The following is a 14,472-nucleotide window of genomic DNA, read 5'->3' as shown; positions in this document are numbered from 1 at the left end:
ACCGGCCGCGGCCGTGCCCACCACGACCCCCGAGGCCGGGGAGCCGTCGGTGAAGCGCCGCAGCAGGTCGGCCAGCTCGGCGGTGTCCCCGGCGAGCACGGCCAGCCGCTCACCGAGATGCCTGCGACCGACCTGGCTGGTGTAGGCGAGCTCGGCGATCCCCGCGTCGGCGACGTGATCGGCCACCCGTCCGGCGTACTCCCGCAGCCGTTCGGTGGTGCGGGCGGACAACAGGAACAACCGCGGCCCGGTGACCCGCGCCGCCGGTTCCGGCGCGGCGACATGCTCCTCCACGACCACGTGGGCCCCGCGCCGAACGAGCTGATCCCGGCCCGCCGAGGCGACCCGGTCCACGCACGCAGCTCCCGCACCGGCTCCAGACCGCTGCGACCGAAGTCGATCGCGGGGTTGAGTCGACCGAGGTTCGCGGTCGGCGCGAGCTGCCCGGCACGCAGCTGGAGCAGCACCTTGGTCAGCCCCGCGACGCCCGCGGCGCCCTCCAGATGGCCGATGTTGGACTTCACCGAGCCGATCCCGCGTCGCTCGCCTGGGCCCAGCGCCTCCACCAGCGCGGCGACCTCGATCGGGTCACCCATGGCGGTGCCGGTGCCGTGCGCCTCGACATAGCCGAGGGTGGCCGGGGCGACGCCCGCCCGGCGCAGCGCGTCGGAGATCAGCGCCGCCTGAGCGTTCGGGTTCGGCACCGTGTAGCCGGCCGTCCTGCCGCCCGCGTTCACCGACGAGGCGCGGATGACGCCCCAGATGTCATCACGGTCGGCGAGGGCCTGGTCCAGCGCCTTGAGCAGCACCGCGCCCACGCCCTCGCCGGGCACGAAGCCATCGGCGCCCTCGTCGAAGACCTTGCACAGCCCATCCGGGGACAGCATGTTCAGCGCGCTCAGCGACACGTGGTGCGCCGGGTGCAGGACGAGGTTGACCCCTCCCGCGACGGCCATCCGGCACTCACCGCGCCGGATGCTCTCGCACGCCAGGTGCACAGCGGTCAGCAAGGAGGAGCAGGCACTGTCCACCGCGTAGCTGGGGCCGGACAGGTCGAGGAAGTACGACACCCGGTTGGCGATCGATCACCGCGACGAGTGCGCGCCCGCCAGCTCGCCGCTGTGCCACCTGGTCGCGCCCAGCTGCCCGTAGGTGCCGTACATGACGCCGACGAACACGCCGGTGGCCGGTTCGCGGGTGTGCTCGCCGAGGTAGCCGGTCTCCTCCAGCAGGTTCCACGCCGTCTCCAGGAACAGCCGCTCCTGGGGGTCGAGGAACGCCGCCTCACGGGCCAGGACCGAGAAGAACGCCGGGTCGAACCGGTCGACGTCCTCCAGGAAGGCGCCCCACAGGCTGGGAGAACGCTGCGGCGTGCCCGGCCGGGGGTCGTAGGTGGGCCGCCAGTCCCATCGCTCCCGCGGCACCTCGGTCACGCTCACCACACCCGCGGCGAGATTGCGCCAGAACGCCCGCACGTCCGGCGCGCCGGGGTATCGCCCGCTCACTCCGATCACGGCGATCCCCTCGGGCGCGGGGGACGAGACAGCGCCGCCGGATGCCGCACCGACCACCGTGGTAGCAGGTGCGGCGCCGGGCGCCGAACCGCCGCGCGGCGACGACCCGGGGCTGGTCGCCCCGGCCGTGCCCGGCGTCGCGAGCACGGCCGCCACCTTGTCGGGGCGTTCCCGGGTCAGGTGGTCGGCCAGGGCCGCAATGGTCTGTCGCTGGAACAGCAACGTCGCCGGCAGGTCACCGAGATCCCGTTCCAGCCGGGTGACGATCTGCTGGCTGATCAGCGAGTCCACGCCGAACTCGTCGAACGTGACGTCGTCGTCGAGGTCCTCCGCGCGGTGCCTGAGCACCTCGGCGAACACAGCGCGCACGTAGTCCCGAGCCGTCCGCCGCGCGTCCGCCACGACAGGGCGCCGCTGCCCGTAGGCCTCCGGCGCGTCGAGTCGGGCCCACCATCCCGGGGACGCCCTGACCACCAACGCCTGCGGCACGCGCGCGGTCAGCAGCGCGTCCAGCGCGGCCAGTCCCTCGGCCGGTTCGACGGACCCCACGCCGAGCGCCGCGAGCCGGGCCCGGTGCTCGGCGTCGGCGACCGCGCCGACACTGCCCCAGTACCCCCAGTCGACGCTCAGCACCGGGAAGTCGGCACGGACCGCGAGGGCGTAGGCGTCCTGGTAGGCGCTGCCCGCCGCGTAGGCGCTCTGTCCGGGGCTGTCGACCACGGCGGCGGCCGAGGAGAAGAACACCAGGAAGTCCAGCGGCTCGTCGCGCACCGCCTGGAACAGCGCGGCGGTGCTGGCCGCCTTGGGCGCCATGACCTCGCGGAAGGTGTCGTCGTCCAGGTTCGCGACGGTCCGGTCCCGCAGCACCATCGCGGCGTGGAACACCCCGGCGATCGGCCCGAGGCGGTCGCGTACCGAGGCCACGGCCGCGGCCACCGCGGCGGGGTCGGTGACGTCCGCGCGAAGGTACTCGACTCCCCGCGGCACCTCCACGTCGGCGCTGCGGCCGAGCCAGGCCACCCGCGCCGACGCGGTGCGCAGCAGGTGCCGGGTCAGCGCCCGGCCGATGCCGCCCGCGCCGCCCACCACCAGGTACACCCCGCCCGCCCGGAACGGCTGACCGGGCCCGGCCGCCACCGGGTGGAAGACCCGCACGTGACGTCGGCCGCTACGCCAGGCGACCACCCGGTCGGCGCCGGGCTCGGCCACGGCCCGAACGGCGTCGAACACGTCGAAGTCCAGCACGGACACCGACCAGTCCGGCCACTCCCCGGCTACCGAGCCCAGAAGCCCCAGCAGGGCCGCCTGGTCGGGGTCGGGCCCGTCCGGGTCGCCGGGCAGTGCGACCGCGCCGCTGGTGACCACACGCAGCGACAGCGGCCGCCCGCCGCGCCTGGCCCGGGCGAGGTCGCGCAGCACCGGGAACAGGGCCTCGGCGTTACGGCTGCGACCGTCCAGCCGGGGCGCGCCCGCCGCGTCGGCTACCACATAGAGCGCGTCGCAGTCCAGGTCGAACCGCTCCCCCGGACACGCCAGCCGGGCGTCGGGAAGGACGCGGGCCAGCGTGTCCGCGGTGTCCGCCAGGTCAGCCGGGTGCAGCACGACCGTCTTCCCGTGGCGCGGGGCGGCGCCGGGCGTGGGTGCCTCCCGCCACTGTGGCACGCGCACCAGCCCAGCCAGCGGATCGCGGTGAGGGCGCAGCAACAGGCCGCGCACCCGCACGCACACGACGTCGTCGAGATCGACGAGGTCGACGTCGAACATCCCGCCGCGCCGCCGGACGACCGAGCGGGCCGGACCGGAAACCGGGGCCAGCACGTCGATCTGATCGGCGACGAACGGCAACCACGGCCCCCCGGCGTCGGACACGAGCACCGCGGCTGTCTGGAGCGCGGCGTCGAGCAGCGCCGGGTGCACCGTCAACCCATCCGGGTTCGGCGGGGCGGCCAGCTCGCCGACCGCCGTGTCGCGGTCGTGGCGCACGGAGCGGACCAGCCGGAACGCCGGGCCGTAGGCCAGCCCGGCCGCGGCGAAGGCGGCGTAGAGGTCGGCACCCTCGCGCACGTCGGGCAGGGCGCGGGCGATCTCGTGCGCCTCCACTGCGGGCGTGGCGTCGGGGACCGCCCCGATCGCGCCACGCACGGCGGCGGGCTCACCCAGGCCCGCGTCGACGGTGAACTCGCCCTCGGACACCTCGACCCGAGCCCGCCGCGGTTCGTCCACGACGAAGGGCCGCAGCCAGCGCACGCCCCGCAGCCGCACCGGCAGGTCGTGCCCACCGCGCCGCACCGCGTCCACCACCAGCTCGACAGCCGCGGTACCGGGGAGCACCGGCCTGCCGGCCACCTGGTGATCGGCCACGATCCAGTGGTCGGGGGTCAGCTGACACGCCAGCGGACCGACCGCCGACCGCCGACTCCGACTCCGGCCCCGGCCCCGGCACTGGCACTGGCACTGATGACGGTGACGATGACGGTCGCGGCGCGGCTTCCTGCCTGGACGCCGCCGGGGCGGCCGTTTCTGGCGTGGACGTCGACACGGGCCAGTGCGACCGGCGCTCGAAGGGGTAGGTGGGCAGCGGGACGCGACGCCTGGCCGGCAGGTGCGCCGACCAGTCGACGTCCTCGCCGGCCGCGTACGACGCGGCCAGCCGGTGCAGCTCGTCCGACGGCGCACCGGTGGTCGCGCCCCGGTAGGAGCCGGGCGGCAGCTCGCCCGCACGCACAGCCGCGAGCGTGGCACGCAGCTCTTCGACGTCCGAGGCCACCACCGCGAGCCGCCGGCGCAGGTGTCTGCGCCCCACCGCGAGGGTGAACGCGACGTCCGCCAGGTCGAGCGGGGTGTCGAGCGGGGTGTCGAGCGCGGTCGTCAGATCCGCGACGCGCCGGTCCAGCGCCTCGCCCGTCCGGCCGGACAGGACCACCACCGCCCGACCCCCGGCCCGGCGTTCCGGCACGTCCGGCGGGCTGGGCGCGGACTCCACGACGAGGTGACAGTTGGTGCCGCTGAACCCGAAACTGCTCACCGCCGCCACCCGCCGCCGCGCGGGCCACCGCTCGGCGTGGGCGGGCAACCGGAACGGACTGCCCACGAAGTCGATCTCCGGGTTGGGTGTGCGGAACCACGGTGCCGGGGGCAGCGTCGCGTGTTCCAGCGCCAGCACCACCTTGAGCAGGCTCGCGATGCCCGCCGCCATCGTGGTGTGTCCGATGGAGCCCTTCACCGAGCCGAGCACGCACCGGCCGGCCCGCCGGGGGTCGCGGCCGAACACCTGGTGCAACGCCTTGACCTCGATCGGGTCGCCCAACGTGGTGCCGGTGCCGTGCGCCTCGACGTAGTCGATGTCCTCGGCCGTCACGCCGGCCGCCTCGTGCACCGACCGGATCAGTTCGGCCTGCGCGTTCGCGCTGGGCGCGGTGATGCCGTTGGTGCGCCCGTCGCCGTTGACCCCGCCCGCGCGGATCACCGCCCGCACGTGGTCGCCGTCGCGCAGCGCCGCGTCCAACGGTTTGAGCAGCACGACGCCCACGCCCTCGCCGAGCACGATCCCGTCGGCGTCGGCGTCGGCGTCGAACGGCATGCTGCGCCCGGTCGGCGACAGCATGCCCGCGTTGCTGGTGCGGATGTGCAGGCGCGGCGTCGTCATGACCGCCACGCCGCCCGCGAGCGCGCTCTCGCACTCGCCGCGCCGGATGCTCTCGCACGCCAGGTGCACGGCCGTCAGCGAGGATGAGCACGCCGTGTCCACGGCCATCGTCGGGCCGCGCAGGTCAAGCAGGTAGGAGATGCGGGAGGGCAGGATCGACGGCGACAGCCCCAGGAAGGCGTGGGCGGTGTCGCGCTGCCCCGCCTCGGCGAGCACCTGGTCGTAGTCGCCCGCGCCGCACCCGACGAACACACCGCACCGGCCGGGCGCACGGTCGCCGCCGTAGCCCGCGTCCTCCAGGCACGTCCACGCCTCCTGGAGAAACAGCCGCTGCTGCGGCTCCATCGCCTCGGCCTCGACCGGGGACAGGGCGAAGAACGGCGCGTCGAACTCGTCGACCCGGTCCAGCATGGCCGCCCACCTGCTGTTCGTGCGGTCGGGCACCTGCTGGTCCGGGTCGAACCAGGGGTCGACGTCCCACCGGGAGGCGGGCACGTCGGTGATCGAACCGCGGCCCTCGACCACATTGCGCCAGAACGCCCTCACGTCGGGCGCGTCGGGAAACCGGCCGGCGATGCCGATCACGGCGATGTCGTCCGGTCGCGGGCCGGGTGCGGCCGCGGCGGTCTCCCGGCGTGCCGCCGGCACGGGGGTGAGCGTCACTCGGGTGTCGCCGCGCGGCTCGGGACCGATCGGCCCGCGCTCGCCACCCGCGTGGACCGCGAGTACCAGCGGCCGCGTCGCCCGTGCGACGGATGCCGTCGTCCGCCGCGCGAGCTGTTCCCGGGACGGCTGTTCGGCTTCCAGGGCCGGCGCGGACTCCTTCTCGGTGACCACCGGGTCGGTCTCGGGCGCCGCCGGCTCGCTGCTCGCCGAGGCGACCAGGCGCGCGCGGCCGGCAGCCGACGACACCACGGCTTCGGCCAGGGCATCGACCATCGGGTGGTCGTAGACCGCCGCCGCGTCCAGGTTCGTGCCGAACCGCGGGTTCAGCCCGCGCACCAGCTCGACCGCACCGATCGAGTCCAGGCCCATGTCGGCGAACGTCAGCGAACGGTCCACTTCGGACTCGTCGAGGTAGAGCACGGAGCACAGGGCCGCGACCACGGCGTCCCGCACCTCGTCGATCTCCGGCACCGCGGGTTCGAGCCCCACAGCAGGTGCGGGACGAGCGGCGCGCTCGACAACACGCTCGGCGGCAGGCCCGACGGCGGGTTCCGCGGCCACCCCGATCGTGCGGCTCGCGTGCTCGCGCACCCGCGCGGCCACCCCCTCGCCGACCAGATCGTCGTGCAGCCGAGCCTCCCGCCGGATGATCTCCGGCAGCTCGCCCAGCGCCCGTCCGGCCAGCTCGGCCTTGAGCGCCCGCACCGCGGGCTCCGGCTTCGCCGCGATCCCGTGCGCGAGGTCCAGCGCCACCGCCAGCACCTCCGCGCCGGGCACCACCCGCACCATCGCCCCGCGACGCGCCAGCTCAGCGCCGCTCAGCGAGCGGCCGGTCAGCATCAGCTCGGCGGCGACCGTCGGACCGAGCCGCCGCTCCAGGATGTAGGTCGCGCCCATGCCGGGTGTGATGCCGTAGTTCACGAAGGTCGCGCCGTAGGTGGCGTCCGCGGACATCACGACCACGTCGCCGTACAGGCCGAACGCGAGCCCGCCGCCCGCCGCGTGACCCTGCATCGCGGTCACCACGGGTCGGTCGCAGCGCAGCAGGCCTTTGTACAGGAACGACTGGTCGGTGAACCGGCTGCGGCCATTGGCCAGCTCCGCCAACTCCGCCAACTCCGCGCCCATACAGAACACCGGCCCGTCACCGGTCACCACGACCGCCCTGACCGCCGGATCGGCGGCGACCCGCGCGAACCGCTCGCTCAGCAGCCGCACCTGCTCCGCGTCGAAGGTCGGGGACAGCAGCCGGACCAGCGCCACACCGCTGTCCAGCACGCGCAGATCCACGCCGTGCCTGGACGAGCTCCGCGGACGAGCGCCGACGTCACGAGGCTCCGGCTCGCCCCGAACCGACTCGACGCGAACCGGCTCAGACCCGACCGGCTCGGGCTCGGTCGTGGCCCGCTCCATCCCGATCCGTTCGACGCCGGTCGCGGCCTGCCAGCCGCCCACCCAGCATCGCTCCTCGCGGAGCGGGTGCCCCGGCAGCGACACCCGCCTCGGCCGGGCCGGACCGGTCGGCGCCGCGCAACGCGCCCAGTCGACCTCCGCGCCCGCCACCCAGGCACGCGCCACCTCGTCCAGGCGCCCCGCGTCGTACGCCGCGACCAGGTCGCCGCGCTTCCCCGACCCCGCGGTGCCGTGGTGTTCCCCCGGTTCCGGCTCGGCGCCGCGCGCCACCCGGTCCAGGGTCGCCCGCAGCGCGGCCACGCTGTCGACCACCACCGCGAACCGCCGCCGCATCGGCTCCCGACCGACCCGCGACATGTACGCCACATCGTCCAGCCGGGGCGTCGCGCCGGCGACCACCAGCCCGTCCACAGTCGTCCAGGGATCAGGGTCGCCGTCGAGCTCCCGGCGCAGCGCGGCGAGACCGGCCGCGTCGAAGCCGAGGTCCGCCAACGCCTCCGCACCCGACAGTGCCGACTCCGGCACTCCCAGGTGGGCGGCGACAACCTCGCGACCGCCGCGGACCGCCGTGCCGGGCTCGAGGTACGAGCGGATGGCCCGCGCCTGCTCCCGCAGCGCCTCCTCGTCCTTGGCGGACAGCACGAACAACGCGGGTCCGGGGAAAGGCGCGGCGCGCTCCACCTCGGGCGCCTCCTCGACCACGATGTGCGCGTTCGACCCGCCCGCGCCGAAGGCGGAGACGCCAGCCGTCCGCCGCCCGCCCTGGGGACGTGGCCAGTCGCGGACCTCCCGCTGTACCGCGAACGGCGAGCCCGCGAAGTCGAGCTGTGGGTTGAGCTCCGCCGCGTGCAGCGACGGCACCAGCACGCGGTGCCTCAGCTGCCCGATCATCTTGGTCAATGCGGCGATGCCGGCGGCGCTCTCCAGGTGGCCGATGTTGGACTTCACCGACCCGATCGCGCACCGCGGCGGCCCGGCCACGCCCTTCGAAGGCACGCCGCAGGCCTTCCAGTTCGATCGGGTCGCCCAGGGAGGTGCCGGTACCGTGCGCCTCGACGTAGCCGACGTGACGCGGGTCGACACCGGACGCGCGCACCGCGTCACGAACCAGCTCCGCCTGCGCGGTCGGGCTGGGCACGGTGAAACCGCTGGTGCGCCCGCTGTGGTTGATCCGGGTGCCCTTGACCACGGCGAGCACGCGATCACCGTCGCCCAGCGCCGCGCGCAACGGTTTGAGCAGCACCGCGCCCACACCCTCACCGGGCACGTACCCGTCGCCACCCGCACCGAAGGCCCGGCAGCGCCCGTCGCTGGACAGCCACTGCCCGTGGGCGAGTTGCAGGTACTTCTGCGGGTGCACCATCAGATTCACCCCGCCGGCGACGGCCAGGCCGCTCTCACCGCGCCGGATGCTCTCGCACGCCAGGTGCACGGCGGTCAACGACGACGAGCAGGCCGTGTCGACCGCCATGCTCGGGCCGTCGAGGTCGAAGGTGTAGGAGACGCGGTTGGCGACCGAGGCGTGCAGCGCGGTGGGCGCCACGCCGTCCTGGTCGGTCACGAACTGGTAGTGGTTCCACATCACGCCGACGAACACGCCGACCCGCCGCCCGCGCAGCGCCGAGGGCGGGTAGTCGGCGTCCTCCAGTGCCTGCCACGCCGTCGTCAGGAACAGGCGCTCCTGCGGGTCCATCCGCTCGGCCTCGCGGCGGGAGATGCCGAAGAACGCGCGGTCGAACTGGTCCGCGCCGTCGACGAACCCGCCCTAGCGACCATAGGTGCGGCCCGCGCGACCGCGTTCGGGGTCGAAGATCGCCGCGTGGTCCCAGCGGTCGGCGGGCACCTCGGTGACGCTGTCGCGACCGGCCACGAGGTTGCGCCAGAACTCCTCCTCGTCGGCCGCGCCCGGATAGCGGCCCGCGAGACCGACGACCGCGATGTCGTCGACGACCGCGAGGCCGTCCTCGTCCGGCGCACGTTCCCGCGCCGTGGCCGGCGGCGGTTCCGCCGCCATGCCGTCACCCGTTCCCGCACGGTGGCGGGCGACGGATCCGCGGGCGTGGCCGGCACCAGGAGTCGCGTCAGGGCCGGTGCCCGCAGCGGCTGCTCCGAATGTGCGGCGACCAGTACCGGGCCGTCGCCGAACGCGCGGTCGAGCAGGTCGAGCGCCGCGTCCGCGGGCATCGGATGAAGCCCGTCCGCCGCCGCGCGGGCCAGTGCCTCGGCGGTGGTCCGCATCCCGCCCTCGGACCAGTACGGCCAGGCGATGGCCACGGCGTCGCCTCGGGCCGCGGCGAAGGAGTTGAGGAAGGCGTTTCCGAAGGCGTAGTCGGCCTGACCAGGGCTCGGGATCATCGACGAGAGCGAGGAGAACAGCACCATCCTCGGCCGCAGGTCGGCCGTAGCCGCGTCGAGATGGAGCGTTCCGGTGACCTTCGTCGCCAGGACCGCCGCGCTGTCGGCGAAGCGCTTGCGGAAGTGCAGCCCGTCGCGCACCACACCCGCGCAGTGGAAGACGGCGTCGATCGTGCCGAACCGGTCGCGGGCGTGGGCGACGAGAGCGGCCACGTCGGCCTGGGCGGTCACGTCGGCACGCAGGTACACGGTCTCGGAACCGAGGGCCCGGCACCGCTCGACCAGTGCTTCCGGCACGGGACCGCGCCCGCTGAGCACCAGCCGGGCTTGGTACCGCCGGGCCAGGTGCTCGGCGACCAGCGCGCCGATACCACCCGTCGCGCCGGTCACCAGGCACGCGGCGCCCAGGGTGAGCGGGGTGCCGGCCGGGGCACCGGGCGCCAGCCGGCGCGCGAACCGCCCGCCCGCGTGGCGGAGGTCTGTGTCCTCGCCCCCGTCACGCAGTTCGGCGAGCACCGCCTCGCCCACGTCGCCCGCCTGGTCCACGCCGACCGCGCGGCACCGCAACCACGGCGTCTCGGCCGTGACAGTGTGCGCGAAGGCGGCGGCCGCCGCCGCGCCCGGCTCGTCTCGGTTGTCCATGACGCGGTGCACGAACAGGACTCGACGCTCTCGGCGACCGCCGTGCTCCGCCAGCGCCGCGGCCACCGCGGCGCAGGTGGCGAAGGCGTCGAGGGGGCCCGGCGGCAGGCCCACGACGACCGACGTGAGGTCGTCCTCTCCGACGAGCGCGCCGACGACCGCGTCACGGTCTGGCGGGACCCGCACGACGCGGCCACGCCCGGCCAACGCGACGGCGATGTCGTCCTGGACCGCCACCAGGAGGATGGTCCCGACGTCGGCACGATCAGACCGGCTCGGGGCCGCCGTCCACGTCGGACGGAACACCTGAAGGCAGGCGACCACCGCGTCGGCGGGCCCGGACGTCGCGGGCGGCGATGTGTCCGTCGGCCAGGTAGCCGTCGGCCGGGTAGCCGGCAGCCCGACAACCGGCAGCGCTGTGTCCGTCGGCCCGGCCGGAGACGGGGGAAGCGTGATCGAGTAGTGCTCGCCCAGGTGCGCGGCGAGGCTGTCGACCGTGCTGTGCTCGAACAGCAGGGTCGGGTACAGCCTCGCCCCGACCAGGGTCTCCAGATCGGCGCTGAGCTGGAGCATCTCCGTGGAGTCCAACCCGAGTTCGTGGAACCCGGTCCGGGTGTCCACTCCGGACGCCTCCCGGCCCAGCCGGGCCGCGACAACCCCCCGCAGGTACGCCACCAGGTCCGGCCCGGTCAACGCCACCGCCCCGGCTTCCTCGACCAGCTTCCTGATCAGCCCCGCGTGCCGCACCCGTTTGCACGTCAGACCCTACAGCCGCGCCACCGGGCGGCCGCTGTCCTCGTAGAGCTCGACATCGTTGCGCATGACCTCGCCCGACTCCGGGACCGTCTCCACCGCTGGCACCCGCACCCACACAGGACCGCGTAGCGGTCGGAAGGAGCGGAAGCTGTCGATGTAGACGGGGATGAACGGGTCGCCGCCGGGCGGTGGAACCTGGCCGAACGCCACCAGCGTGGCCGCGTCGAGCTTCGCCGGGTGCAGGTGGAACCCCTCGTCGCCCTGGTCCTCCGGGTGCAGGTCGAGCCGGGCCAGCAGGCCGCCGTCGAGCAGGTGGACGGGCCCGAACGCCTTCATCGGCCGACCGTGCTCGATGCCCTCGCCGGCGAGCCTGCCGGTACAGCTCCTCCATGTCCTTGTGCCGCGAGGAGCGCAGCACCAGCGCCCGCGGGTCGATCGGCGCGGGTGGCGGCCCGTCATCGTCGACCAGGGAGCCGGTGAAATGGGGCAGCCACTCGCTGCCGCCGACGGGTCGGCTCTGCGCCGACACCGCGCGTACCCCACCCGACGGCGGCGCGACGAGCACGCGGACCTCGAGGGCCGAACCGGGGCGCGCGGCGATCGGCGTGGTGAACAGCACCTCGCGCAACGACGTCCGCGCGGGGTCGAGGCCGCGCCCGCTCAGCACACGGCAGACCACGTCCAGGAAGACCGCGCCGGGCATGACCGGGACGCCGTGGACGCTGTGGTTCCGCAGCACCATGTCGTCGTCGCCCAGGGAGAAGCGGCACTCGATCCGGTCGTCCTTCATGAATGAGCCTTTTCCATCGTCGACTCCGACCTTCACTCAGGCCCTGGCCGACGCGAGCCGACGGCCGGCTTCACCGAAAAGGAGCATCCGATCGACTTTTCCATGCGCGTTCAACGGCGGTTCCGGCTGCCACCACACGTGCCTGGGCAGCATGTGGCCGGGAAGCACGTCTGCCAGCGCGCGGGCCACGGCCACCAGGTCGGGCTCGCGGCCGCCGAGCAGGTAGGCCACCAGGACCTGCCCGGCGCCGCCAGGCACCGTCAGCGCCACCACGTCCACGCCGGCGACCCGGGCCAGCGCGGCCTCGACCTCGCCCAGCTCGACGCGGTAGCCGTTGATCTTCACCTGGTTGTCCTCGCGGCCCAGGTGCACCAGTGCGCCGTCCGCGCGCACCCGGATCCGGTCGCCGGTCCGGTACCAGCGTCGGCCGTCGCGCTCCACGACCCGCCCGGCGTCGTCGGCCGGGTCGAGGTAGCCCGCGAACACCTGAGGCCCGTCGACCAGCAGCGACCCGACCTGGGCGCCCGCGCGCCCGGCCTCGTCCACGACCAGCAGCGATGTGCCCTCGTTGGGCCAGCCGATGGGCACGGTGCCCACGTCGCCGTTGTCCGGGTGCCACCGGTAGGCGGTGCACGCCATGCTGGCCTCGGTCGGCCCGTACAGGTTGTCGACAACCCCGTCGCCCATCGCCTGGTACCAGTAGCGGGCGGCGTCCACCGGCAGCTGCTCGCCGGCGAACGCCGAGTGGCGCAGCCCGCCGAGGCTGCCGGCACACAGCGCGTCACGCAGCCGCAGCGCCCGGACCAGGCTGGGAGTGCTGTGCCACACGGTCAGGCCGTACTCGCGCACCCAGCGGACCGGGTCGAGCGCCTGCAGCCGCGACAGCACGCACACGCACGCCCCGGTCGCCCACGCCGGGAACAGGTCGCACAGCGCGAGGTCGAACGTGGTCTCGTGGATCTGGCTGAACCGGTCGTCCGGGCCCACGTCGTAGCGGGGCAGGCTCACCTCGATGAACGTGGAGATGTTGCGGTGGGTGATCGGCACGCCCTTCGGCACCCCGGTCGACCCGGAGGTGAACAGCACGTAGGCCAGCTCGTCGGGCGACCGGTCCGGGCGCACGAAGTCCGCGTCCTCGACCACGGTCGGTACGGCCACACCCCGCGGCACCACATCCCGCGGCACCACGACCGGCGAGCTGGGCGACAGCAGCGCCGCCAGCGAGGCGCCCGCCACCAGCTCCGCCGCCTGCGCCGCGCCGGCCGGGTCGACGATCAGGGCCTCGCAGCCGGCGGCCCGCAGCACCGCGGCGTTGCGGCGCACCGGGTTCTCCGGGTTCAGCGGCACCACCGCCGCGCCCGCGTAGAGCGCGGCCAGGAAACCGATGTACGCCTCCGGCGGCGTGGTCGCGGCCCACGCCGCGGCACCGCGGTCCACCTCGGCATAGGTCCAGAAACGGTCCAGCACGCGCAGCGCCGGCCCGTCACGATTGCGGCGCAGGCCGTCGCGGAACCAGTCGTCCAGCAGCCTGGTCGAGCCCTGGTGCGCCAGGTCGTCGGATCTGGTCACCGGCGCGCGGCCCGCACGGCGTCCCACAACGTGCCCGCCGTGGCGAAGGTGGCGGGCACCAGGGCCGGGGCCGGGAAACTGAAGCCGTAGGAGGTCTCCAGGGCGGCGGCCAGTCCCACCATCGCCATCGAGTCCATGCCGTGCGCCGGCAGCGGCGTCCCCAGTTCCAGCGGGGCCTCCGGCGGATACTCGGCCAACGCCGACCGCACCAGTCTGTCGAAGGTGTCGTCCCACGAACCGTTCACGGCGCGTGACGCTAATCATGCGACCGCGACCGTGCTGCGCACTCTTGAGCAGCACCGGCGTCGCCGCGGCGGCCACGATGCGACCGCCGAAGAGGAGGAGCCGTTGCCCCGCGTACTGATCGTCGGCGCCTCGCCCGTGCTCGCGGGCCATATCGCCGCTCGCCGCCTGTCCGACGCGGACGTGCGGCTGGTGGCGCTGGCGGGATCGGCGAGCGCGCTGCGCGAGTTCGTCCTGAACCTCGACACGTCCGCCGCCGCCCGCCGGAGGGCGTTCGAGCGCGAGGTGGCCGACCCCCGCGGGCTGCCCGACGTGCTCGCCGACGCTCACGCCGACGAGGTGTGGTGGGTGGCGCTTCGACCGCGGCCAACCGCGGTCCGGGCCGTGCTGCGGGCGCTGCGCGGCCTGGGCGCGACCCGACTGGTGCACGTGGGCCCGACCGGGCACGCGACGCTGGAGCGTGAGGTCGTGGAAGGCGCGCTCGCCGCGGGCGTGGCCTGGCGGGTGGTACGGGTGCCGCCCGTGGTGGACGAGCGGGCGGTCGCGCTCGGCGAGACACCGCCGGGTCCCCACCACCTGTTCGACGCGGTCCACTCGGTGGTGGCCGAGGTGACGGACCGGCTGCCCGACTACTTCCGCGACTATCCGCTGCGACTGCCCGACCGCGGCACCGGGCTGGTGTTCGCCCGCGCCCGCGATGTCGCCGGCCAGGCCGTCGCGCCCGGCGAGGGCGTCCACACCCTCGCGCTCCCGGCCCCGACCCCGCTGGCCGACCTGCTGCCGGTGATCTCGTCCTGCTACGGCGTGACGTGCACCGCGATCGGCCCGCCGACCGACGTGGACCGCCTGCTGGCGCTGCGGCTCGACGGGCTGGCCAC

General features: G+C 74.6%; 5 protein-coding genes and 5 pseudogenes. 1 reads left to right on the top strand and 9 read right to left on the bottom strand.

Going from position 1 to position 14,472, the window contains the following annotated elements; translation table 11 throughout:
• From ACY5KJ_RS07705 to ACY5KJ_RS07665, 9 genes and pseudogenes are all read right to left on the bottom strand, one after another.
• Positions 1–186: KS-MAT linker domain-containing protein (locus ACY5KJ_RS07705; protein WP_462203068.1), on the bottom strand; the 186-nt coding region annotated here is incomplete at its 3' end.
• Between the two features lie 293 nt (positions 187–479).
• Positions 480–3,845, bottom strand: a pseudogene (locus ACY5KJ_RS07700) (SDR family NAD(P)-dependent oxidoreductase); the annotation flags it as partial.
• A 394-nt stretch (positions 3,846–4,239) separates the two neighbouring features.
• Positions 4,240–7,239 (bottom strand): annotated as a pseudogene (locus ACY5KJ_RS07695) (beta-ketoacyl synthase N-terminal-like domain-containing protein); the annotation flags it as partial.
• 117 nt (positions 7,240–7,356) lie between these two features.
• Positions 7,357–9,178 (bottom strand): annotated as a pseudogene (locus ACY5KJ_RS07690) (type I polyketide synthase); the annotation flags it as partial.
• A gap of 299 nt (positions 9,179–9,477) precedes the next feature.
• Positions 9,478–10,911: pseudogene (locus tag ACY5KJ_RS07685) on the bottom strand (SDR family NAD(P)-dependent oxidoreductase); the annotation flags it as partial.
• A 90-nt stretch (positions 10,912–11,001) separates the two neighbouring features.
• Positions 11,002–11,451: a polyketide synthase dehydratase domain-containing protein gene (locus ACY5KJ_RS07680; protein ID WP_462203065.1), complete on the bottom strand. Its 450-nt coding sequence runs from the start codon at positions 11,449–11,451 to the stop codon at positions 11,002–11,004.
• A gap of 115 nt (positions 11,452–11,566) precedes the next feature.
• Positions 11,567–11,734, bottom strand: a pseudogene (locus ACY5KJ_RS07675) (hypothetical protein); the annotation flags it as partial.
• Positions 11,735–11,818: 84 nt separating this feature from the next.
• Complete coding sequence (locus tag ACY5KJ_RS07670) at positions 11,819–13,351, bottom strand: AMP-binding protein (protein ID WP_462186305.1); 1,533 nt, start codon at positions 13,349–13,351, stop codon at positions 11,819–11,821.
• Positions 13,348–13,596, bottom strand: a complete 249-nt coding sequence (locus tag ACY5KJ_RS07665) for an acyl carrier protein (RefSeq protein ID WP_462186306.1) — start codon at positions 13,594–13,596, stop codon at positions 13,348–13,350. The genes ACY5KJ_RS07670 and ACY5KJ_RS07665 overlap by 4 nt, the downstream gene beginning before the upstream one ends.
• Before the next feature lie 31 nt (positions 13,597–13,627).
• Between ACY5KJ_RS07665 and ACY5KJ_RS07660 the strand changes: the two genes are divergently transcribed.
• On the top strand, positions 13,628–14,472 hold an 845-nt coding region (locus ACY5KJ_RS07660; RefSeq protein WP_462203064.1), incomplete at its 3' end, for a hypothetical protein.

It is taken from the genome of Frankia sp. CcWB3 (assembly GCF_977927595.1).
The sequence above is the reverse complement of the archived record's forward strand: the minus strand, read 5'-3'. Positions and strand labels throughout refer to the sequence as shown.

Bases quoted from the DNA above. Each gene is read 5' to 3' on its own strand.
- ACY5KJ_RS07680 (WP_462203065.1), bottom strand. From the start codon at position 11,451: ATGACGGGCCGCCACCCGCGCCGATCGACCCGCGGGCGCTGGTGCTGC.